19 protein-coding genes are annotated in these 20353 nt (G+C 43.6%); 10 read left to right on the top strand and 9 right to left on the bottom strand.

Features of this window, described 5'->3' with window-relative positions:
* Positions 1-311: 311 nt before the first annotated feature.
* Positions 312-1025, top strand: a complete 714-nt coding sequence (locus tag AC3AQ9_RS14040; RefSeq protein ID WP_488308112.1) for a DUF4064 domain-containing protein — start codon at positions 312-314, stop codon at positions 1023-1025.
* A gap of 20 nt (positions 1026-1045) precedes the next feature.
* On the opposite strand, the gene AC3AQ9_RS14035 is transcribed toward AC3AQ9_RS14040, so the two are convergent.
* Positions 1046-1570, bottom strand: a complete 525-nt coding sequence (locus tag AC3AQ9_RS14035) for a GNAT family N-acetyltransferase (protein WP_488308111.1) — start codon at positions 1568-1570, stop codon at positions 1046-1048.
* Between the two features lie 63 nt (positions 1571-1633).
* Here AC3AQ9_RS14035 and AC3AQ9_RS14030 point away from each other — a divergent pair, with 63 nt between their 5' ends.
* Together AC3AQ9_RS14030 and AC3AQ9_RS14025 are read left to right on the top strand one after the other, a co-directional pair.
* Complete coding sequence (locus AC3AQ9_RS14030) at positions 1634-2086, top strand: GNAT family N-acetyltransferase (RefSeq protein WP_488308110.1); 453 nt, start codon at positions 1634-1636, stop codon at positions 2084-2086.
* Between the two features lie 84 nt (positions 2087-2170).
* On the top strand, positions 2171-2536 hold the full coding sequence (locus AC3AQ9_RS14025) for a YbyB family protein (protein ID WP_488308109.1): 366 nt from the start codon (positions 2171-2173) through the stop codon (positions 2534-2536).
* A 218-nt stretch (positions 2537-2754) separates the two neighbouring features.
* On the opposite strand, the gene AC3AQ9_RS14020 is transcribed toward AC3AQ9_RS14025, so the two are convergent.
* Positions 2755-3882 (bottom strand): MFS transporter, encoded by a 1128-nt coding sequence (locus AC3AQ9_RS14020; protein ID WP_488308108.1) that lies wholly within the window; start codon positions 3880-3882, stop codon positions 2755-2757.
* 102 nt (positions 3883-3984) lie between these two features.
* On the opposite strand from AC3AQ9_RS14020, the gene AC3AQ9_RS14015 reads away from it, so the two are divergent.
* From AC3AQ9_RS14015 to AC3AQ9_RS14000, 4 genes are all read left to right on the top strand, one after another.
* The gene (locus tag AC3AQ9_RS14015) at positions 3985-4890 is read left to right on the top strand and encodes a diacylglycerol/lipid kinase family protein (RefSeq protein WP_488308107.1); all 906 of its coding nucleotides are present in this window, start codon (positions 3985-3987) and stop codon (positions 4888-4890) included.
* 288 nt (positions 4891-5178) lie between these two features.
* A complete protein-coding gene (locus AC3AQ9_RS14010; protein WP_488308106.1) occupies positions 5179-5964 on the top strand; it encodes a helix-turn-helix domain-containing protein in 786 nt (261 codons plus the stop codon).
* Between the two features lie 161 nt (positions 5965-6125).
* The gene (gene yidC / locus AC3AQ9_RS14005; RefSeq protein WP_488308105.1) at positions 6126-6905 is read left to right on the top strand and encodes a membrane protein insertase YidC; all 780 of its coding nucleotides are present in this window, start codon (positions 6126-6128) and stop codon (positions 6903-6905) included.
* 50 nt (positions 6906-6955) lie between these two features.
* Complete coding sequence (locus tag AC3AQ9_RS14000; RefSeq protein WP_488308104.1) at positions 6956-7201, top strand: hypothetical protein; 246 nt, start codon at positions 6956-6958, stop codon at positions 7199-7201.
* A gap of 244 nt (positions 7202-7445) precedes the next feature.
* Here AC3AQ9_RS14000 and AC3AQ9_RS13995 read toward each other — a convergent pair whose 3' ends face one another.
* Positions 7446-8597: a 3-phenylpropionate MFS transporter gene (locus AC3AQ9_RS13995; protein WP_488308103.1), complete on the bottom strand. Its 1152-nt coding sequence runs from the start codon at positions 8595-8597 to the stop codon at positions 7446-7448.
* A 124-nt stretch (positions 8598-8721) separates the two neighbouring features.
* Here AC3AQ9_RS13995 and AC3AQ9_RS13990 point away from each other — a divergent pair, with 124 nt between their 5' ends.
* Positions 8722-9603 (top strand): M15 family metallopeptidase, encoded by an 882-nt coding sequence (locus tag AC3AQ9_RS13990; protein ID WP_488308102.1) that lies wholly within the window; start codon positions 8722-8724, stop codon positions 9601-9603.
* 634 nt (positions 9604-10237) lie between these two features.
* On the opposite strand, the gene cls is transcribed toward AC3AQ9_RS13990, so the two are convergent.
* The 5 genes from cls to AC3AQ9_RS13965 all read right to left on the bottom strand — a co-directional run bounded on the left by cls (position 10238) and on the right by AC3AQ9_RS13965 (position 15829).
* The gene (cls, locus tag AC3AQ9_RS13985; protein WP_488308101.1) at positions 10238-11692 is read right to left on the bottom strand and encodes a cardiolipin synthase; all 1455 of its coding nucleotides are present in this window, start codon (positions 11690-11692) and stop codon (positions 10238-10240) included.
* A 152-nt stretch (positions 11693-11844) separates the two neighbouring features.
* Complete coding sequence (locus AC3AQ9_RS13980) at positions 11845-12675, bottom strand: squalene/phytoene synthase family protein (RefSeq protein ID WP_488308100.1); 831 nt, start codon at positions 12673-12675, stop codon at positions 11845-11847.
* Between the two features lie 195 nt (positions 12676-12870).
* A complete protein-coding gene (locus tag AC3AQ9_RS13975) occupies positions 12871-13590 on the bottom strand; it encodes an HAD-IIB family hydrolase (protein WP_488308099.1) in 720 nt (239 codons plus the stop codon).
* Positions 13535-14797 (bottom strand): glycosyltransferase, encoded by a 1263-nt coding sequence (locus AC3AQ9_RS13970; protein ID WP_488308098.1) that lies wholly within the window; start codon positions 14795-14797, stop codon positions 13535-13537. The genes AC3AQ9_RS13975 and AC3AQ9_RS13970 overlap by 56 nt, the downstream gene beginning before the upstream one ends.
* Positions 14798-14974: 177 nt before the next feature.
* Positions 14975-15829, bottom strand: a complete 855-nt coding sequence (locus AC3AQ9_RS13965) for an MBL fold metallo-hydrolase (RefSeq protein WP_488308097.1) — start codon at positions 15827-15829, stop codon at positions 14975-14977.
* A gap of 165 nt (positions 15830-15994) precedes the next feature.
* Between AC3AQ9_RS13965 and AC3AQ9_RS13960 the strand changes: the two genes are divergently transcribed.
* On the top strand, positions 15995-17113 hold the full coding sequence (locus tag AC3AQ9_RS13960) for an NAD(P)/FAD-dependent oxidoreductase (RefSeq protein ID WP_488308096.1): 1119 nt from the start codon (positions 15995-15997) through the stop codon (positions 17111-17113).
* A 15-nt stretch (positions 17114-17128) separates the two neighbouring features.
* Positions 17129-18664: an aminotransferase class V-fold PLP-dependent enzyme gene (locus AC3AQ9_RS13955; RefSeq protein ID WP_488308095.1), complete on the top strand. Its 1536-nt coding sequence runs from the start codon at positions 17129-17131 to the stop codon at positions 18662-18664.
* Positions 18665-19122: 458 nt separating this feature from the next.
* On the opposite strand, the gene AC3AQ9_RS13950 is transcribed toward AC3AQ9_RS13955, so the two are convergent.
* Positions 19123-20337, bottom strand: a complete 1215-nt coding sequence (locus tag AC3AQ9_RS13950; protein ID WP_488308094.1) for a helix-turn-helix domain-containing protein — start codon at positions 20335-20337, stop codon at positions 19123-19125.
* Positions 20338-20353: the final 16 nt, after the last annotated feature.

The following is a 20353-nucleotide window of genomic DNA, read 5'->3' as shown; positions in this document are numbered from 1 at the left end:
GGGATTGCTTTTCTATGTTGAAAATATGTAATTATTCATCAATAACCTCCATATTATAGAGCTGTCATAAAGAATACGATAGCTGTTAATAAGGATGCTCCACCAATGCCATACATAAAGTCTGCTTGATTAAAAATTAACTTATTTTCCATTTTATAGAACTCCTTTCAAAACTTTGATAATAATAAAATACCCGCATTGACTAAATATAAACAGGTTTTATTAATTTTATTAGGGGAATGGAATAGATGAAAACAAATATCTCCCTTAGTAAGAGTCACTATGGAGAATTTTGGAAAGAGGTGAATTGAATGAACGGACAAAGAGATGTGAGCAGAGGCGGGGAAAAAGCGCTTGGCATCATTGGCATTGTTTTTAACATCTTGACTATTGCACTTATCGTATTTTCTATTCTAAATTTCGGCAACGTCCAGAATAATCCGGAATTTCGTCAGTATTTGGAAGAACAGATGATGAATGACCCGGCATTATCCGCAAATCCTGCAGAAGTTCAAGTAGTGATTGATGGATTAATGGCAAGCTTCGGAGTAGTAGGCTGGATTCTTGTGGGACTTTTAGCGATTAGTACGATACTTGCATTGCTTGCGATTGCGAAACTTGGAAGAAACCGAAATCCTAAGTTAGCTGGGATTTTCTTTATTATTGCCGGTTTATTTGCCGGGTTGTTGTCTCTTACATCGATTCTCTTCTATATTGCGGCGATCATGTGCTTTGTGCGCAAACCACGCGATACTGGCAGAGAAGTTCGGGATGAGGAAACGCTGCGCCGCGAAAATGAGCGGCTGCGGGACGACAATCAAAACCTTCATCATGATGAACAGCGGCTTCGTGAAAAAGAGGCTCAGCTTCGCGAAAAAGAAGAACAACTTCAGCGAGAACGACAAGCACGCCAGACAGAACAACGCCTGGCGGAAGAGGATATGGTGCAGCGCGAAGATTTAAAACGCCGTGCAGATGATCGTCTCCGAAAGGACAACGACGATACACCGCGCCGCCCTTTATAAAGAAAGGAAAACACCCGCTTTTATAAAGCGGGTGTTTTTAAATCGTAGACATATTTAGCCGTCAGCAAGGGATGGCCTTCAAATAATTCTTCAAATTCCTCGACAAGTTTAAATCCGTTAGCTTCATAAAACTTTCTGCCTTTTGTATTTTCACTTTCTACATAAACAGACAACTGTGAGCCATCGAGCAAATAAGAAAGGCCGCTGTTCAATAGCTGTCTGCCGTATCCAATTCGCTGATATTCAGGCTTCAGGTAAAGTGCGATTAATTCTGAATCGCCATCTTGGTCGACTTTAGTAAAGTTAGCAAAACCGATGGGTTCGTTTTCATGCATTGCTAAAAGTACAATCGTCTTTTTTATACGCATCTCCATCATGGGAGTCGAATAGGATTTATCTAAAAAACTTTTTTGGACGGGAGAGGGAATAATGCCTTTATACGTATCATTCCAGCTGACATAAGCTATTTCCTGGACAGATGCTATATCTTCAATCGTGCCTGCACGAATCAATGTGATCACCTCTAAAATTCTTTCCGTTATCATATCAAAAAATCACCTGAATAGCCACTGATGTGGAATAATGGAAAGAAAGGGAGGAGATAAGTTTTGAACTGGAATACCTATCATTTTGACGAATTGACTGCCGGAAAACTTTACGAATTACTAAAACTGCGTGTTGATGTGTTTATTGTGGAACAGAACTGCCCGTATCCGGAATTGGATGATTTGGATCAAGAATCAATCCATATAGCTTATACAGAAAATGATCAAACTCTGGCCTATGCGCGGCTTGTCCCGGCTGGAGTGAAGTATGAGCTGCCTTCAATCGGACGTGTGATTGTCCACCCTTCAGCAAGAGGACGCGGGTTGGCAAAAGAGCTGATATCAAAAGCGGTGGACTATATATTGGCCGAATGGCAAGCAAACGAAATTCAATTGCAAGGCCAAGTATATTTGCAAAAGTTTTATGAGTCATTTGGATTCATGCCAATTTCAGAAGCTTATGATGAAGACGGGATTCCTCATGTGGACATGAAATTTACAAAAAACAAAATGTAATACTTTTGACATGTTTTTTTATGCATAATTTAATAAAATCAGGGTATACAAAACAAAGCAAGAAAAAGCAAAGGAGTGGAGCGGATGGCAAGAGGTAGAGGATTATTGATTGCAGGATTGGCAGCTGGGGCATACACATACTTCAAGAAACCGGAAAATCGGGAAAAAGCAACTGTAGCTTTTAATAATGCGAAAACGAAGGTGAATTCTTTTATGGAATCCCAAAACTTGGACAAACTCAATAAATCAGAGGCAGTACTGAATACTACAGATTCGCGCGAAGATGAAAAAGTGACTGAAGTATCAAAACCGAGCGTTCAATATTACAATGAAGACGCGCAAGATGTAGACGTGAATACGAAGTTGTCTTCCAACGATACTAGCCGTGAAAAATCGGAGAATACAGATTCAATAGCTCCGGAGCAACGAATCAGTACAGATAATATATAAAGAGAAACTCAATCAGCGGGGTTCTTCACTCCCTGCTGATTGTTAGTTGAACCAATCGGACTTTTACAGTCAGTGGGATCTTCCGCTTAAAGAAGCGGGAGTCTTACTGACTGTTAAAGCGGGATAAAGAGAAACTCAATCAGCGGGGTTCTTCACTCCCCTGACCGTTACAATGGGCCTCAAAAAGGATGATTTTCGGACCATCCTTTTGAGGCCTATTATTTTTTTCTGAAAATGACAGCGACTGCTGCCACGGTAAGCAATAATCCTCCGCTTACCATAAACCCTTCATTTGGATTCAATTCCAGAGCTCCTGTAAAACTGGATCCTCCCACGACGCCCAACGAGAAAAAGGCGTAAAAATAACCATAAGCTTTTCCGCGAGAATGAAGATGAGTTGAGTCAATCAGCAGTGAATTGATAGAAGGAAATAAGAAGGCGAACCCGATTCCATAGATGCACATCGCAGCATACATCCATAACGCTTCAGAAACAGCACTCAGCAGAAACAGGGAACCACCCATTAACAAAAATCCGGAAATAAGGGTGTGAAGCGGGTTGATTGCATCAAAAATCCGATTAATGGGCAGTAAAAACACAAGAATAGCCGAAATGCCGAAAGCACTCAATAACAAGCCACTCATTTCAGTGCCAAAATGCAGGCTTTCCACTTTCAAGGGCAGCATATACGCCAGGACACCTTGTGAAAACATCAGGAAAAAAGCTCCTGAAAAAGCTAGCAGCAATCCGCGGTTCCAAACCACTTGAGCATTGCTTACGGACTCTGCCAGCTTTGTTTTTTGCGCGGTTCTTTGTTTCTTTAAAAGGAAAAAAGCTGCCACACCGAGTGACAAAAGCAGCACGCCGGTGATGGCCATCATGTCCGGAGTACTTGTGCGGCTTGCATAGACAGCACCGAAAGCAGGGCCGATAATGGCGGCAAGCCCTACAAAAGCTCCTGATATGGCAACACTTTTGCCGCGTTTGTGCTGTGCGGTGTTATTAGCCAAATAAGTAAATGCAGCTGGAACCGTCAATCCGGCAGCCAAGCCGTGAAAAAAGCGGATGGCAAGCAAGCTATAAGGGTCATTCGCTAAGCCATAGGAAAACAGCACGAACCCAGTCGATGCCAAACCAGTTACCAAAATAACATAAGGACCTCTTTTGTCAGAAATTATGCCAGACAGAACATTTCCGATGATATTGGACAAGGAATACATGCCGACCGCAATACCGGTCAAAAAAGGCGTAGCGTCTAAGGAAACGGCGAATGGGCTGATGATGGGCAATTGAGCAAAAAGATCAAAGAAAGTGAAGAAGATGATGATTAAGATAAAAAAACGCACTGCGGTCCCTCACTTTCAAAAATATAAATCGTTATGGATTAAACTTACCCTATGCAAGGGTAAAGATAACTATGTTCATATTATAGCACCGGAGGTAACTACATGAAAAAAGCCATGTTTATACTAAATCCGTCTTCTGGAAAAGAAAAGGCATCCGAGTATCGCGAAGATGTCATTCTCACATTAGAAGCGATGGGATACCAGGTGGATACAAGAGAGACCGAAAAGCAGGGGGATGCCACATTATTTTCAAGGGAAGCGGCGGAGCAGAAATATGATTTTGTTGTTGCAATGGGAGGGGACGGAACGATAAATGAGGCAGTGTCAGGACTCGCTGAACAACCCCATCAGCCATTATTCTCTTTGATTCCTCTTGGGACAGTAAACGACTTTGCCCGCGCTCTCGGGATATCACTGGATCCCCCAGAGGCAATCGAAGCATTGAAGAGCGGTTCGGAGAAATGGGTGGACATTGCCAAGGTCGGCAGCCAGTATTTCATGAACATACTGGCGCTGGGACAAATTGCCGAATCGACTTATGAAGTGTCTCCGGAGCAGAAAACAAGGCTCGGTGCGTTTGCTTATTTTATTGAAGGGATTAAAGCGGTTACTTCAGAGGCTGAAGAGTATTTTACAATCGAGCATGATCACGGATACTGGGAAGGCGAAGCCAAACTGGTATTAGTGGCGCTGACCAACTCGGTTGGAGGTTTTGAAAAATTGGCGCCAGAAGCGTTGACGGATGATGGATTGCTGCATGTCTATATTGTTAAGAATGCGGCTTTGCCGGCATTTATCCGAATTGCTGGTGCCATGATGATAGGTAAGCTTGAAAAAGATCCGGCTGTTGAGGTCATCCATACCACAAAAGTGTCAATCGATACGCATGAACCGATGTCCTGCAACATCGATGGCGATGAAGGCTGCGCTACCCCATTCCTGATTGAAGTGCTTCCACGGCATATCCGGGCTCTGGTGCCGCCTGACAAAGAAGAATTAAACGCATAACGGAAAAGTGGCCAGCCATTCTCCACAGAATGGCTGGTTTTAAATTTTATTTTTAAAAAATGGTAATTACATAGTCATTTCGTAAAACTTTTTTAGCATTTATACGTTATATATAGTATACTTTTAGGGAATATATTTCCTATAATAAGGTAATATAGGTAAAAAAATATTACTGTTTATTACATAAATTTTTAAAAAATATGGTAAGAACTATGTTATTCTGTGCAGTTTCAGTATATAGTGGAAATAATGGCTGCAAAAACTTGTACAAAGAAAGACGGGGAAAAGATGAATATTATCGCAGTGCCAACAATCCAAGAAACGATTTCCAAAATTTTCATGAATGAAAATGAAACTTTAAACCAATATGAAGGGGTAGAAAAGTTTTACGAAATTGAAACACAATTGATTTATGAAATACATCATTTGGAAAAAGAGCGCGCTAAGCAAACCTTGAGAGTGCTAATCGATTTAATTGCTGTACGTTCTGGAAAAGACACGATCCGCCAAGTTCGAAACTACTATATTGTGCTGTCTTCAGTGATGGCTCGTAAATTGTATGAAATGCGGGTGCCGCCAAAGAAAGCGTTCGCTTTTAATGTGGCGTGCGTAGAGCTAGTGGAAAAGCATATGAATGATTCAGAGTTTCTGTATGTAGCGGATGAATTGATCGAGTTCTTTACTTCTATCATTTCTGAACGCAAACAGCCTTCTTTCGGCCATCAGACAGTAAACAAAGTCGTGATGTTCATTAATGACGAAGTGGAGCGCGATTTGTCAGTGGAAGATATCGCAAAGCATTTCAATATTTCTACAAGTCATCTGTCCCGCATTTTCAGGGAACATGCAGGCATTACGTTGGTGGAATATTTAAATGTTCGGCGTGTTGAAGAATCACAATATTATCTGCGCCATTCGGACAAAGGAATTTCTGATATCTCCAAGCAATTCCATTTCTGCAACCAAAGCTATTTCACGAGAATCTTTAAGAAGTATACGACGGTTACACCAAAGCAGTTCCGTGATAGCCAGCATATCCCATACTTCCGCTATAACTTGCCGAATGCAAAATAAGGAGAAGCAATTCTCCTTTTTTTCTTGCAGTTAAGGCACGGAGAAAAGCCGTAATTTTGTCACAAGTGGCAAGAAAGTATAGCTGTTTAGAGTCGCTGATTGAATTTTACTCGTCTTATAGGTATACTTCTTTATAGTTGAAAAAGGTGAAGGTGACTAACGTGAAAAAGAAAATAACATTACTGTTCTTGCTGACAGTGGCAGTTCTCGTATTAAGTGGCTGTTCGGCCGTGGAGAACAAAGAAGGGTTTTTCTATACGATCTTCGTGGCACCATTTGATTTTTCCCTTGATTATTTAGGGGCTCTGTTTAATGGAAGCTATGGTTTGGCGATTGTAGCCATTACGGTGATTATCCGTTTAGTGCTAATGCCGTTTATGCTGCGCACATACAAGCGCCAGCAAGGAATGAAAGTAAAAATGGATCGCTTGCGTCCTGAGATGGAAGATATCCAAAAACGTTTAAAAGAAGCAAAAGACAAAGAAGAGCAAATGAAAATCCAGCAGGAAATGATGGGTCTTTACAAGAAGCATGACGTCAATCCGCTGAATATGGGCTGTTTACCGGTGATTATTCAAATGCCGATTATTATGGGCCTTTACTTTGCGATTTTGTATTCTCCTGATGTAAAATCCCATGAATTCCTTTGGTTCAATCTAGGGTCTCCGGATGTTCTGATGACATTGATTGCGGGAGCAGTTTATTTCTTCCAAGCAAAAGTGTCGTTATGGACAATGCCAGAACAGCAGCAAAAACAAATGAAGCTATTTATTTATATCTCGCCGATCATGATCATGTTTGTGTCATTTACTTCGATGGCGGCATTGCCAGTTTATTGGGCAGTCGGCGGTATCCTGTTGATCATCCAGACATTCATCGGACGCAAATTCTACTCAAATCATCCTGAAGTCGCACTGGAATCTGTGGAAGAGAAAAAATAACAAGGAGTAGCCGGCAAACTTGCCGGCTTTCTTTTTTGGAGTTGAAAACATTGAACAAAAAAATAATGCAAGGATTAGCGATAGCTGCACTTAGTGTGATCTCGCTCGTATTTCTGATTATGGGGAATTTGGAAGTAGCTGTCCTTTTTATGACTTTGCTTTTCGTATTGACGAATAGTTTCCGCTATCGCCAAATGAAAGAGCGGGGAATGGAACGGGAAGCAAAATGGATGCTCGGCATGGCTTCCATCTTTGCGGTATTGTTTGTAGTCGTCTTAGTCATGATTCTGATCTGAATTTCAGCAAAAAGCAGCACCAGCCGAAAGGGCCAGTGCTGCTTTTTGCTGAAAACTTTTACCCTAATGAGGGTTATTTTTTATAATCATATTTTTCTTTTTGTCGTTCTTCTAATAATACATCCAATTGGCGCATGAGATTGAGGATGTCTTTTTCTGAAATTCGCTTCAAATTACCCAGCTCCTTATAGCAGTTTATACATAATCATTCGTATATCTTGTAAGGCTTTTGGGGGTCGGAATATTAATAATGAAATTTTTTGCGAGTCAATAAAACAACAAGAATGGCAGGCACTGAAAAACTGGCCATGCCTAGAAATGAAAGACCGGGTGAAATTTCATACAGGAAGCCACCGGCTACAGTCAATAAGGCAACACTCAAACTCATTGCGATTGCTGCATACATTCCTTGCGCCGCTGAAATTTGGGACGGGGCAAGTTTTTGGAATATATACTGGATAAACGCAAAATGTGCCGCTCCGAATGACAAAGCATGAAGCACCTGTGAAAAAATGAATACCCAAACCGAAGGGAATAGAAAAATTAAAATCCAGCGTAAAGTAGACCCGGCGCCTGCCAGCAGCAGCATTGAAGATACCGGCCAGCTCTTAAACAAAGTATCCGCTTTTGCAAAAAAAACAATTTCAAACAAAATGGCGATATTTAAGATAATGCCGATATAAAAACTGTTGACGCCTACATCTTGTAAATAAAGAAATCCGTAATTATAATAAGCTGCATGTGCTCCCTGAAGCAATGTGGCAACGGTCAGCAGCGTCAAGAAGGATTTGGATTTCAATAATTGAGTGCCTGCCACTTTGCCGTCTGGATTTTTGGGCTTGGGTTTGATTTGCAGAGGAGCCGGAGAAGTGGCTGATAAAGACATAGCCATAAAAGTCAGTCCCGCAAGCATGACCCACAATATGGCGCTTTCCTGCCAAAATGCAGTAGCGCCGCCTACAATCAATAGAGCAATTGTGTATCCGAGCGAACCGTAAGACCGGCTTTTTCCGTAATGGATCCCTTCCGTTTGCATCAAGACGGTTGCCCCACTTTCCATTCCCGGCAATATATTGGGATAAACCATATTGAAAGCAAAAGTTATGGCGAAAAGCGCAAGATAAGAATTGGCAGGTATGTATAAAGCGAGAATGGCAACAGAAGCAATGGCCATCAGCTGCATCAGCCGCCTTAATGACAGGATGCGTGTCAGTAAAGGGAAGAACAGTAGAGTCGAGAAGGCACGTGCAATCATGCCAGCTCCGAGAATAATGCTTGCAGCTGAAACGCTCAATCCTTTTTCATTGGTTAACCAAGCGGTCCAATAAGGCAGAAAAACCCCCCAAGTGAAAAAGAAGGCGAAAAAATTAAGGGACAACCATTTTTGATTGTTCATGCGTATTTACCTCGTATCCATTTGAAAGTCTATTTAAAGTATAACGAATGTTTGTGTGTTTTTGGAGAATTTCAAGCCCGGTAATGATAGAATAAGAAAGAACTTGAGAGAAAGAAGGCAGGCTATGCAATCCCGTTATTCAACGAATCAGAAGAACAAAAAATCATATATAAAATGGACTGCCATCGGCGTGCTAGCGTTGCTGATGATCGCTGCTGCTACGTGGTTATATGCCCATGACTGGGATACAGAACGTGCATTCAGTTCTTTTAATCCATCTGAAAGTCAGCAAACAAAAGCCCCTGAAGAGCAGCCTGAGAACCCGGAAGACGAGGTCCAAAAACCGGAAAATCCAGATGTTTCAACTGCTCCAGCGGAAGAGATGCCGGAAAAAACAGTCCCGGAAACGCCTAAAACCGACAAACCGGCTAATGGTGAAAAGACAGATGCCACTCAGTACCCTGAAAATCTTGCGCTGCCGATGGAACCGACAGTCATCAACAACATTTTGTTGGCCAATAAGCAGCATCCATTACCGGAAACGTATGCGCCCGGAGAAGTGAAAGAAGCACGGGCCGCTTTTGAAGCGATGCGGGCAGATGCGCTTAAAGCGGGGATCGATCTGACAGCGTTCAGTACATATCGCGATTTCGCCCGCCAAAAACAGTTGTATACAGGCTATGTGGCGAAAGACGGACAAGAAGCTGCTGACCGGTACAGTGCCCGTCCGGGATTTTCTGAGCATCAGACAGGGCTGGCTTTTGATATTGGTGAGTCTGGCCAGGAACAGCACTGGGCTTCAGCATCTTTTGGAGCTACCAAAGGCGGGAAATGGCTGAAAGAGAACGCCCATAAATACGGATTCATCCTGCGTTACCCAGAAGGCGCCGAAAAAATAACAGGCTATATGCATGAATCATGGCATTATCGCTATGTTGGAAAAAAAGCCGCCACAGAAATTTATACTAAAGGCATTACGTTAGAAGAATATTTAGGTGTAAATTAAAAAAGTCTCCCAAGGGAGACTTTTTTTAGGCTGTTGAGAAACTCTTATTCTCTTTTTTCATTTCGCTCCAGGACGGACGCTTTCCGAGGGGTGCGGCCTGAGCCTCCTCAGTCGCTAGCGAGAACCTTGTGCTCCTGCATCGCTGCGCTAGCTTCGTCGCAAATGAATGGGGCAAATTACTTTTGCCCCATTCATTCCCTGCGGGGTCTCAGGACTCGCCCTACTCCCTCAGGAGTCGCCGCCTTCCGCTGCTTTCAGCATTCTTTTGTCACCTTTAGAGAATCTCTAAAATCGTAATTGTCTGAGTAAATTCTCTTTTATTGTTTCCTGCTCTCCAGATATGGAGCCAAAAAGCGGAGAAAACCGTACTGCTCCTGCAGTGCTGCGCACTTCGTCGCAAAGACTTGCCCTCGCAGGCGTCGGCCAATGTCTTGCCTGCGGGAAAGCGAGACAGCCGAGACCCTACAGGAGCACAGCGACGAAGCGGCTTGGCGCTCGCCCGCGGCAAGCGCAGCTGGTTGGCGGAATATCGGTTAAGGGATAATTACTAATACAAGTTTTATCTTGCTCAACAAGCTGTAAAAAAGTCTCCCAAGGGAGACTTTTTTTATGTTCGATTTAACTTGGACACTCCTTATAAAATAGGTGACAGCAATCGGGCGATTGACTCTTTTGTCTTGATCAGTCGGGTTCTTGCCAAATAGAGGCCGAGTGTCAACTCTTCTGAAAGCTCCATGTCCTGATAGAATAAATCGGCAAGTTCAGCGGAAACTTTGTGGTCGTAAATAAAAGCGTTCACTTCAAAATTCAATTTAAAGCTGCGTACATCGATGTTGGCAGTGCCGACCGTTGAAACTTTGTCGTCCACCACAATCATTTTCGTATGAAGAAACCCGTTGTCGTAGATAAATACCCGGGCTCCGGCTCTCAGCATTTGTCCTGCGTAAGAATAAGTCGCCCAGTAAACGAAAGGATGGTCGGGCTTGTTCGGAATCATGATGCGTACATCGATTCCTGACAATGCAGCAATCCGGACGGCATCATAGAAACTGGGATCCGGGATAAAATAAGGCGTTTGAATATAAACATACTTCTCCGCCATATTGATCATCTTTAAATAACCGTCTTTTATTTGTTCCCACTCTTCGTCGGGACCGCTTGATACAATCTGCATCGTCGTATCGCCTTTTCTGGGAATAGCCGGAAAATAGATTTCATCGTATTCAATGTCGTTCCGTGCGGAGGCCTGATTCCAGTCCAATATAAAACGTGTTTGAAGCGGATGCAGAGAGCTCCCTTCCAAGCGGAGATGGGTGTCGCGCCAATAACCGAATTTCCGGCTCAAGCCGAGGTATTCTTCGCCCACGTTAAAGCCGCCGATATAACCGACCCGGCCATCGATAACCACGATTTTCCGGTGGTTCCGATAATTGAGGCGGGGATTGATCAAGGGCCAGATAGAAGGGAAGAACGTTTCCACTTCTCCCCCAGCTTTGATAAATTCTTTGAAATGCCTTTTGCTCAGACGGCGTGAACCCATATCATCGTAAAGCAGCCGGACTTTGACTCCTTGCTTAGCCTTGGCAGTCAGAGCATTCATAATACGGATGCCCAGTTGATCCAAACGGAAAATATAATATTGGATATGTATATGATTTTTCGCTTGTTCAATATCATGGAGCAAAGAGTTGAATTTTTCGCGTCCATCGTTGAAAATCTGGACGGCATTATCCTGAGTCAAAACGGCGCCGTTGTTTCTTAAATGCAGATACACTAAATCTTTATAATCATTTACATGAGGATCTACAAAATGAAACTCCTCATCGTGCACCGCATTCATTTGGTGGGCGATTAAATTCTCGATCCCGACACGCTGGCGGCCTTCCCATTTGAAAAGCGTTTTTTTTCGGAGTTGTCTTCCCAGTAAAAGGTAAACCAAGAATCCGAAAATGGGAATGAAAAATAAGACCAAGAGCCAGGCCCAGGTGGAAGTGGCATCGCGGCGTTCCAGAAAAATGAGCGTGATGGCCAAGAAAATATTGAGAATGAGAGTAACGGTAGTAAATATACTGAAAATGGAAATGGTCATCTTTTTCCCTCATTTTTTAAAAAATATCTGTACAACCAGTATAGACTATTTGAACGAAATGAAGAAGAAAAGAGCAGTTTCATCTAAGCAACTTTGCCTAGTAGAGACTAAAAATAAAAAACACTCAACGCAATGTTGAATGTTTTTACTTGTTATTCTATGTTTTCTTCCTGCTTCAGCTGCTCCACAATGCCTTCCACTTCTTTGCGGGTAATTTTTTCTTTTCCGGATTTCAAAGCTTTCAATGTGCTGTGGGCAAGAGCAAGAGGCACTTTGCAGAACATGAGGATACGCTTGTTTTTGATGGATTTGACATATTCATCCGCTTTTGCCAAGTTATCATTAGCGTAATTAAACATATCGTTCCGGTCCCAGCCGTTTGGTACAAAAGTGACGCCGCGTTCAAGGTCCTCATCGTAATTGCGGAGCATATTAACAGCTTGAAGCCCGCGTCCAAATGCAATGGCAAGTTCAGGATCTGTTTCAGTATTATCGTGCCATTTCCATAAATCGGAGAGCATCGTGCCGACCAGCCCTGCAACATAATAAGTATAATCATCTAAGTCTTCTTTTGTTTCGATAATCCATTTCTTTTCTACCCATTTGGCCATTCCGCCTGCCATGATGGCTGTGGATTCGTTTATTTTACCTACAATTTCTGGAGGACAAACGCTGATCCAGTCAGCTAGACGCTTGGTGACGGGGGGCAAAATATGCACATAAGGCTGGATTAAGGATTGATAATGGTCCCTGTCAAATGTCGTATGTAACATTTGGCTGACAGCGAGCAATAAGTGCTGTTTTGCTTTGTCTTCTAATTCAGGGTGGTCTTCAATTTCGTCGATTGCTCTCATACAAAGGTATGCAGAAGCAACGGTCTTTTTCAAAGTCGGTTCTAGAAAATTGATTGGGATGAAAAAAGTCCGGCTTGTTTCTTTTAACATGACCATGGACTCTTTTTGCAAATTTGCGACTTTACTCATCTCAATTCCTCCTGTTCATAGGCAAGACATAAGCTTCGCACACATCATGTAGTAAAAGGATATTATAAAAAAACGAAACTGCCTTTCTACTTAATATAAACCAAATAACTAAAAAAACAAATGTTTACTCGAATCGGTAAAATTGTTAAGCAAAAAAATAACCTTCTTCAGCCACTATCAGATGGCTGGAGAAGGTTATTCAGAATGGAAATGGGCCCATGCTTCGTGAATGCCACCGGCAAATCCTTTTTTAGCACGGAAAATCAGTGGATGTGCCTCGCTTTCCAAAAGTTCAGGCTGAGCATTGCCCACTATGACAGATGGAAACCCGAGCGTCAGCATTTCCAGGTCGTTTCCGGAATCTCCGGCGACCAGCAGTTTTGGATCTTCGATGTTGTATTTCGTTAGAATATATTGAAGAGCTTGTCCCTTGCCACTATCCCTAGGGACGATGTCTACATCTTTTCCTCCGCTAAAGACAAGTTTGTGGGGAATAGTTGAAGCAGCCAATTTGTGTTTGAATTCTTCGACTGGCTGAACTTCTGACACGTAATAAGAGCAGCGGTTTTCTAAGCGCATTGGCTGTTTCGTCAAACCGGGAATGGATGAAGCAATCGCATCGATTTTGTCTGGCATCCAATTTTCTTTCATTAGCTTTTCCCATTCAAGGTCTTTCTCAAATTTTTCACCAATATAGATGCTGGTTCCGACATCTGTAACTAAAATATCAGGAATCGGCAGGTTTTCCGTTTCAATGAGTGACAAAGCGGAATCGTAATAACGGCCGGTAATGTAAATCAATGAAACGTCATAAATTTGTTCGTCGTAAAACTTCAGTAATTGCTGCAACCCTTCCGGATCACCAACCAGCGTCCCGTCCAGGTCGGTTGCTAATATATGTTTTGCTTCCTTCATCCAAAATCACCTCATACATTGAATTGACACGATTTGAAATAGATGCCCAGTCAAAATCGCGGTTGGCAATACGCACTGCCTGACGGCTCAGGCGTTCTACCAGTAACGTGTTCATTGATAGGACTTCCATTGCGATGGCGAGGTCTATTTCGTTCTTCGTCTCAACCAAAAGCCCTGTAATTCCATCTTGTACAACATTTTTTAACCCGCCTACATCAGATGCAATCACCGGGCTTCCGCAAGCCTGTGCTTCAGCCGCGACCATACCGAACGATTCGTAATAACTTGGCACAATCGTTGCAGTAGAGATGTTGAATAACAAAGCAAGCTGTTCTTGGGATTGCGGTCCTAAAAATTCCACATGTTCTTCAATCCCTTTGACCGCTGCACGCAATTTCTCGTCATGGGGCAGGCGAGTCACGGGATCAATGGCATCTTCTTCGCCTCCAGCAATCAAAAGCCGTGGAGTAAAGCCGGTATTTCCTTTTTGGACAAGCAATTGAAATGCTTCCAATAAAGTGAAAATGCCTTTTGTTTCTTCAAGTCTGCCGGCGAAAACAAAGAGGGGGGCGTTGTAACCGGATTTTCTTCTTAGGTGTGTACGGATTCCACGCACTTTGAATGCTTGGTCAACCCCAATGGGGATCACTTTTATAGGAGAAGGTGAATCGACATTTTCCTGGATCAACTGTTTTTCGTTGTTGGTTGTAGCTAACACTTGGTCAGCAGCTTTTAAAATCGCTTTTTCAGCTTTCATGCGGCGTGCATCGCGGATTCCTGTCGCTTTTGCTTTCGCCCATCCTAAAGAGTGAGAAGTGTGGACAAATGGCAGTCCAAATTCTTCTTTTAACCTTTTTCCAATCAATCCCGACAGCCAGTAATGCGTGTGGACCATGTCATATGAAGAAAGGGATAAGGTGCTTTTCATTTCTGTGTAGAATGAAGGAAGCATCGTGAACATTTCATCTTTTGATACAAAACCTTTGTGGCCCGCTTCTATGCGAATAACACGGCAAGCAGTCCCGAATTTCTCAATTCTTGGTGCTGAAGCATCGCACCAATGTGTGACGACATCTATTTGCCAACCTTTTTTTTCAAGGGCAAGAGCTAATTGTTTAACATAATTATTTTGGCCACCGGCTTGTTTCCCGCCTAGTTTTGCCAGCGGATCTCCGTGGTCAGAAACAAATAGCGCTTTTTTCATCATTGTGCTCATCTCCATTCCTATTATTTACAGTATCTAAAAAAAACTAGACTGGATTATTTGTATACCCGAAGCTGGAATTATCGAAACATTTAAATTGTAATTATTTCCTCAGGTATTTAAGAATGCTGAATAGGCCGTGAAAAACCCCTGACAGCAACGCTTTCAGGGGAAAGGCGTTTATTGGGCTTTCGGCTGGTCTACAAATTTACCGTATTTAGGGACAGCGACTTCCTGAAAATTATTCGCCAAGTTCACCAAACCTTTTGCTAAGGCAGCGCCTCGCATCGGCTTCCCGTGGCCCGTTGCGGCAATAGAGGGACGCAGATCCACAAGTTTAACAACGGATTCCCATGCGGCCCGCCAGTCCGGCGTAAAGTAGACGGGAGGACCATGGACTTCTCTTTTTTGAGTCAGCACTTTATAAAGTGAATCCTGTTTGACGGTGACAAACGCGTCGCCAGCAAGCAGCACCCGCCCATATTCACGGAAAAGAGAGACGTGGCCTTCCGTATGCCCTGGGGTATGGATCCATTTCCAGCCCGGCATATGCGGAACCGTTCCATCTGCAGGCAATTGGTGGAGATGTGCTGAAATATCGATCGCTTTATGCGGGAACTCCCATGACATTTTGGCAACCGTTCCGCCGTCTACTTTATAATCAGGTTCCGGATAATCCGTAATGCCTTTTAAATAAGAAAATTCGAGAGGATGGGCATAGACGGGAACTTTATGAGCTTCTAAGACATCGATCAGGCCTCCCACATGGTCAAAATGCCCGTGCGTTAAAATGATGGCTTTCAGCTTATGGTCAGGGCCAAAACGGTTTTCGGCTTCCTTTAGAATCCGGTACCCCGAACCTGGCATTCCGGCATCGACCAGAACCCACTCGCTGCTGATAGCGGGATTGCCGATAAAAAAGACATTTGCTATTTGAATGGTGTAGCAATAGACGCCTGGAACGACTTCAATGCCGGATCCATCTCTGATTGATGTCACCGGTAATACTTTTTCAGTTGAAGAACTTCTCTCCATACAGATTCCTCCTTCGAATTCCTCATATCGTTTCTATATAATACTGCTTACCCCAAAAATGAATTTCAAATCACTGTCCAAGTGCTTTTAGAGCGGCCATATTTGAGTAAAGGCTCTATCTCCAGTAAAATGAAGGTACAAAAATATAGGAACTGGGTGTTATGCATGAATTCAATAATTATTATCGGCTCCGGTATTTTAGGGGCTTCCGTTGCTTATCACGCAGCAAAATCCGGAGCAGATGTTACATTGATCGACCGGGAAGATGCCGGACAAGCGACCGGTGTGGCAGCGGGCATCGTCTGTCCGTGGATTTCACAGCGCAGAAATAAGGCATGGTATGGATTGGCCAAAAGCGGTGCTGCTTATTATCCTGATTTGATTTCTGAACTGGAGCATCTTGGAGAAAAAGATACAGGCTATAAACAAGTCGGGATTGTCAGCATCCACGAGGAAAGCAAGCTCGATAAAATGGAAGAAAAAGCTTATGAACGCCGGGAAGACGCTCCGGAAATGGGCGAAATTTGCCGGCTTTCTCCTGTGCAGACAAAAGAATTATTTCCTTATGCATCGGATGAATACGGATCGCTTTTTGTCAGCGGCGCAGCACGTGTGGAAGGACATGCAGTAAGAGATGCATTAATCCGGGCAGCCTTGAAGCTGGGAGCGAAAAAAGTCAGTGGCAATGCCCGGTTTATCATAGAAGGAGCCGCAGTTGTCGGTGTCCGGACAGAAACAGAGGAGTTTTTTGCTGACAGCATCGTTTCAGCTGGAGGCGCATGGGCTGCTGAACTCTTTGAACCGCTGGGATTAGCGCTCGACATCGTCCCGCAAAAAGCCCAGATTCTTCATATGCATGTAGAAAGCGAATCCATCATCGATTGGCCCGTCGCAATGGTGCCATTCGGTTTGTATGTAGTTCCTTTTTCTGGAGGGCGAATTATGGCAGGGGCCACGCATGAAAACGATGCTGGATTTGATACAAAGCTGACAGCAGGTGGGATCCACCATATTCTTGACAAGACATTGGACGCGATACCCGGGCTGGCAGCTGCCGAAGTTACGGGAGCAGGCACAGGGTTCAGACCGTCTACACAAAGCGCATTGCCGGTGATCGGACAAGTTCCGGGTCATCCGAATGTATTTATGGCAAACGGCCTTGGCTCTTCAGGATTGACGGCTGGGCCATACTTGGGAAGGGAATTAGCGAAACTGGCGCTTGGGCAACCTATAGACATCGATTTGAGTCTTTATAGAATAGAAGAAGTGTTTCGGGAGAAGTAGGAGGGGGAGGAGCTCGTGTATTGGTGCAAAATCGCTCGAACTCAAAGTGAATTTGATGAAATTGCTAAGTTGAATTACGAAACGTTTGTGGAAGAAATTCCGCAGCATGAGACACATCCTTCCGGTACACGAGTAGACCCATTCCATGAACAGAATAAGTATTTGATTGTTTTGGCGGATACGGCCATTGTCGGGATGATTGCCCTTCGGGAGGAACGGCCTTTTTCATTGGACAAGAAAATCGGTCCAGTGGAAAATTTTCTCCCGGATATTGAAAAGATGTGTGAAATCCGGTTGATGGCTGTCCGGAAAGAGCATCGAAATGGCCGGGTATTTTTCCTGCTTGCCCGGGCATTGTCGGATTACTGCTATGAACGAGGCTACGGGGCAGCTGTTATTTCTGGAACCACACGTCAACTGAAACTCTACGGACAGATTGGTTTTCATGCTTTTGCGGAACCGATCGGATATGGAGAAGCTATGTTTATCCCGATGATGACGACACGCAAGCAGTATGGACAATCCGTAGCCGCACGGCTGCAGACCAAGAGAAAACTATTTCATCCGGGGCCGGTGCATCTTACTAAAGAATTAGCTGCTCCTTTTATAGAAGAATCTGTCTCTCATAGGTCCTCAACATTCCAAGCGCTCTATGAAGACGTAAGGGATCGGCTTCGGAAACTGGCTGGGTCTTTGCCGCATTTGCTGGTTGGCAGCGGCACCTTGGCGAATGAAGCTATGATTGCCCAGTTGAAAAAAGAGAAAGCAAAGGGCTTGATTTTGGTGAACGGGGAATTTGGCAAAAGGCTGAAAGGGCAGGCTGCAAGATGGCAGCTGGATTTTGAAGCCCTAGAAATGGAATGGGGCCAAGCTTTTTCATTGGAGAAAATCGTCCAAGAGTTAGAAAAAGGAGAATATGGCTGGGTATTGATGGTGCATGGAGAAACTTCTACCGGCATGCTCAATGATTTGGGGGCGCTCGCTGATTTATGCGAAATCTACAAAGTGAAATTATGCGTTGACGCGGTCAGCAGTTTTGGAGCTGTTCCTTTTTCTCTAGAGAAAGTGTGGCTGGCAACAGCAGTGAGCGGAAAAGCGATTGGCACGATGAGTGGAATCGCTATCGTTTTTTCCCATCACGAAATAGAGGCAGATCCGGAACTGCCAGCTTATCTGGATTTAGGCCTGTATGAGAATAAGATTCCATTCACCTTATCCTATCCTTTGTTGAAAAGCTTTAAGCAAGCGCTTGATGCTTATCCTGAACGGTATTCGCTTTTAAGCGAACGCTTCGAAATTTTGAAAAGCTCCACACACGATTGGCCATACTTAACTGCGGACTATCCGGTTCTTTTGACATTCAAAGCAGAAGCGGAATTTGAGCATTTTCCGCTTGATGCCCATCTCTCAGGTTATGAACTGCATGCCAAAAGCGGCTATTTAAAAGACCGGAATCTATTTCAAGTGTCATGCATCCAGCCTAACTTTGAACAGGACTGGCAGGCGTTCATGAAATTCCAGGAAGCTTATAGCAGGTATCATCTTACATAAAAAACCCGCCATTTGGCGGGTTTTTTATCGACTTGTTGAGAAATTTAAAACTTGTATTAGCCATTATTCCTTAACCGATATTTCGCCAAACAGCTCCGCTTGCCGCGGGCAAGCACCAAGCCGCTTCGTCGCTTTGCTCCTGTTTCTGTCTCTGCATCGCTGCGCTAGCTTCGAGACATGGAAAAGCGTTGCAGGAGCAGTACGGTTTTCTCCGCTAGTTGGCTCCATATCTAGAGAACAGAACCAAACAAGAGAAGTTTCTCTTGAACAGTCACTCTTTGAGGGAGCCTCTAAAAGTGACAAAAGAAAGTTGAATGTAGCGGAAGGCGGCGACTCCTGAGGGAGTAGTGCGAGTCCTGAGACCCCGCAACGAGCGCCAGCGAGTGAGGAGGCTTAGGCCGCACCCCTCGGAAAGCGTCCGTCCTGGAGCGAAATGACAGAAGAACATACAAGTTTTTCTATTCGGCAATCTGCCGGTATACATCCAGAATAAACTTTTTATAGGGCAGATCCGGCATCGGTTCAATATTTTCTTTAGCAATTTCAGCATGTTCAAGCGCCAAGTCATGCTGGCCTTGCTGCTTATAAATCAATGCCAGATAAGCGTCTTTTTCGTAATTCATCGATAAGTCGTATGGGTGGTGCAGATATTCTGAAGTCCGGTGCCGCTTTAGCCAGTAAAGTGCTTCATCAAATTTGCCCATGCCGTATAAGGCCTTTCCTTTTTCCAAATAAAATTGAAAATTGTCTTCATCTTTATATTTTTCAAGATTGATGTCTGCGATGGCATTGGCTTTCGCATATTCATGCGTAAAAGAATTCGAATAATGAGCTTCCAACAAATCAAGAGTCAGATTTATTTCTTCGTCTTCTGAGAACTCGGCAAACAGCCGTAATTTGCCTCCGTAATAATCCTTCCTTTCAAAGTCTCCAGTGAGTAGGGCATGAAAACTCATCACCCGGTAAAGATCATTGATCTTGTAATAAATCTGATGTTCTTTTGAATAATCAATGGCTCCCTTTAATACCTGCAGTGCTTTTTCATCTTCGCCAACGGCAAAATACAGAATCGCTTCCAAAAAGTCATAATCCAGTATTTTTAAAGAATCAATGACGGCATCCCGTTCTTCAAATGATTTGCGGGAACCTTGGAGCATTTTCAATGCTTCTGCGTATTTATGTTCTTGAAACTTGATCATTGCCCGGAACATTTGGATATCTGCACTATTGTTCACGAGATGCAATGCCTCATATATTTCCTCTGCTTTTTCCAGTATCGGCTGCCAGCCAGCATATTTAGCGTAATAAAGGCAACGGCTGTAGATTTCCAAAAGCCTTGCTGATTCGTAGCGGTAAGGCAGCTTTTCCACATAGGGTTTTATTTTTTCGATGATGGGCTCGAAATCGTTCGAATCATATTTATCCTTTTTATAAAGCTTTTCCACATCCTGAAGTAATTCCCTCAACTCAGCTGCCGGAACTTCTTCCAGCAGCTCTTTTGGATGGACTCCGAGCTGCTCTGCTATATATGCCAAGCTTTCCATAGAAGGTTTGGCTTTATTGTTTTCGATCAAGCTGAGCATTCCTTTTGTCATAGCGTCTCCTGCGAGCGTCTGCAATGTAAGGCCTTTTTCTTTGCGCAGTTTCTTGATGCGTTCCCCCAAAGTATCCACTCAATCACCTCATTTG

The organism is Planococcus sp. VCh962 (assembly GCF_057748275.1).
Note: the sequence above shows the minus strand (reverse complement) of the source record. Positions and strands in the feature narration are given on the sequence as shown.

Bases quoted from the DNA above. Each gene is read 5' to 3' on its own strand.
- AC3AQ9_RS14040 (WP_488308112.1), top strand. From the start codon at position 312: ATGAACGGACAAAGAGATGTGAGCAGAGGCGGGGAAAAAGCGCTTGGC.
- AC3AQ9_RS14035 (WP_488308111.1), bottom strand. From the start codon at position 1,570: ATGATAACGGAAAGAATTTTAGAGGTGATCACATTGATTCGTGCAGGC.
- AC3AQ9_RS14025 (WP_488308109.1), top strand. From the start codon at position 2,171: ATGGCAAGAGGTAGAGGATTATTGATTGCAGGATTGGCAGCTGGGGCA.
- AC3AQ9_RS14015 (WP_488308107.1), top strand. From the start codon at position 3,985: ATGAAAAAAGCCATGTTTATACTAAATCCGTCTTCTGGAAAAGAAAAG.
- AC3AQ9_RS14010 (WP_488308106.1), top strand. From the start codon at position 5,179: ATGAATATTATCGCAGTGCCAACAATCCAAGAAACGATTTCCAAAATT.
- AC3AQ9_RS13995 (WP_488308103.1), bottom strand. From the start codon at position 8,597: ATGAACAATCAAAAATGGTTGTCCCTTAATTTTTTCGCCTTCTTTTTC.
- AC3AQ9_RS13990 (WP_488308102.1), top strand. From the start codon at position 8,722: ATGCAATCCCGTTATTCAACGAATCAGAAGAACAAAAAATCATATATA.
- cls (WP_488308101.1), bottom strand. From the start codon at position 11,692: ATGACCATTTCCATTTTCAGTATATTTACTACCGTTACTCTCATTCTC.
- AC3AQ9_RS13980 (WP_488308100.1), bottom strand. From the start codon at position 12,675: ATGAGTAAAGTCGCAAATTTGCAAAAAGAGTCCATGGTCATGTTAAAA.
- AC3AQ9_RS13975 (WP_488308099.1), bottom strand. From the start codon at position 13,590: ATGAAGGAAGCAAAACATATATTAGCAACCGACCTGGACGGGACGCTG.
- AC3AQ9_RS13970 (WP_488308098.1), bottom strand. From the start codon at position 14,797: ATGATGAAAAAAGCGCTATTTGTTTCTGACCACGGAGATCCGCTGGCA.
- AC3AQ9_RS13965 (WP_488308097.1), bottom strand. From the start codon at position 15,829: ATGGAGAGAAGTTCTTCAACTGAAAAAGTATTACCGGTGACATCAATC.
- AC3AQ9_RS13960 (WP_488308096.1), top strand. From the start codon at position 15,995: ATGAATTCAATAATTATTATCGGCTCCGGTATTTTAGGGGCTTCCGTT.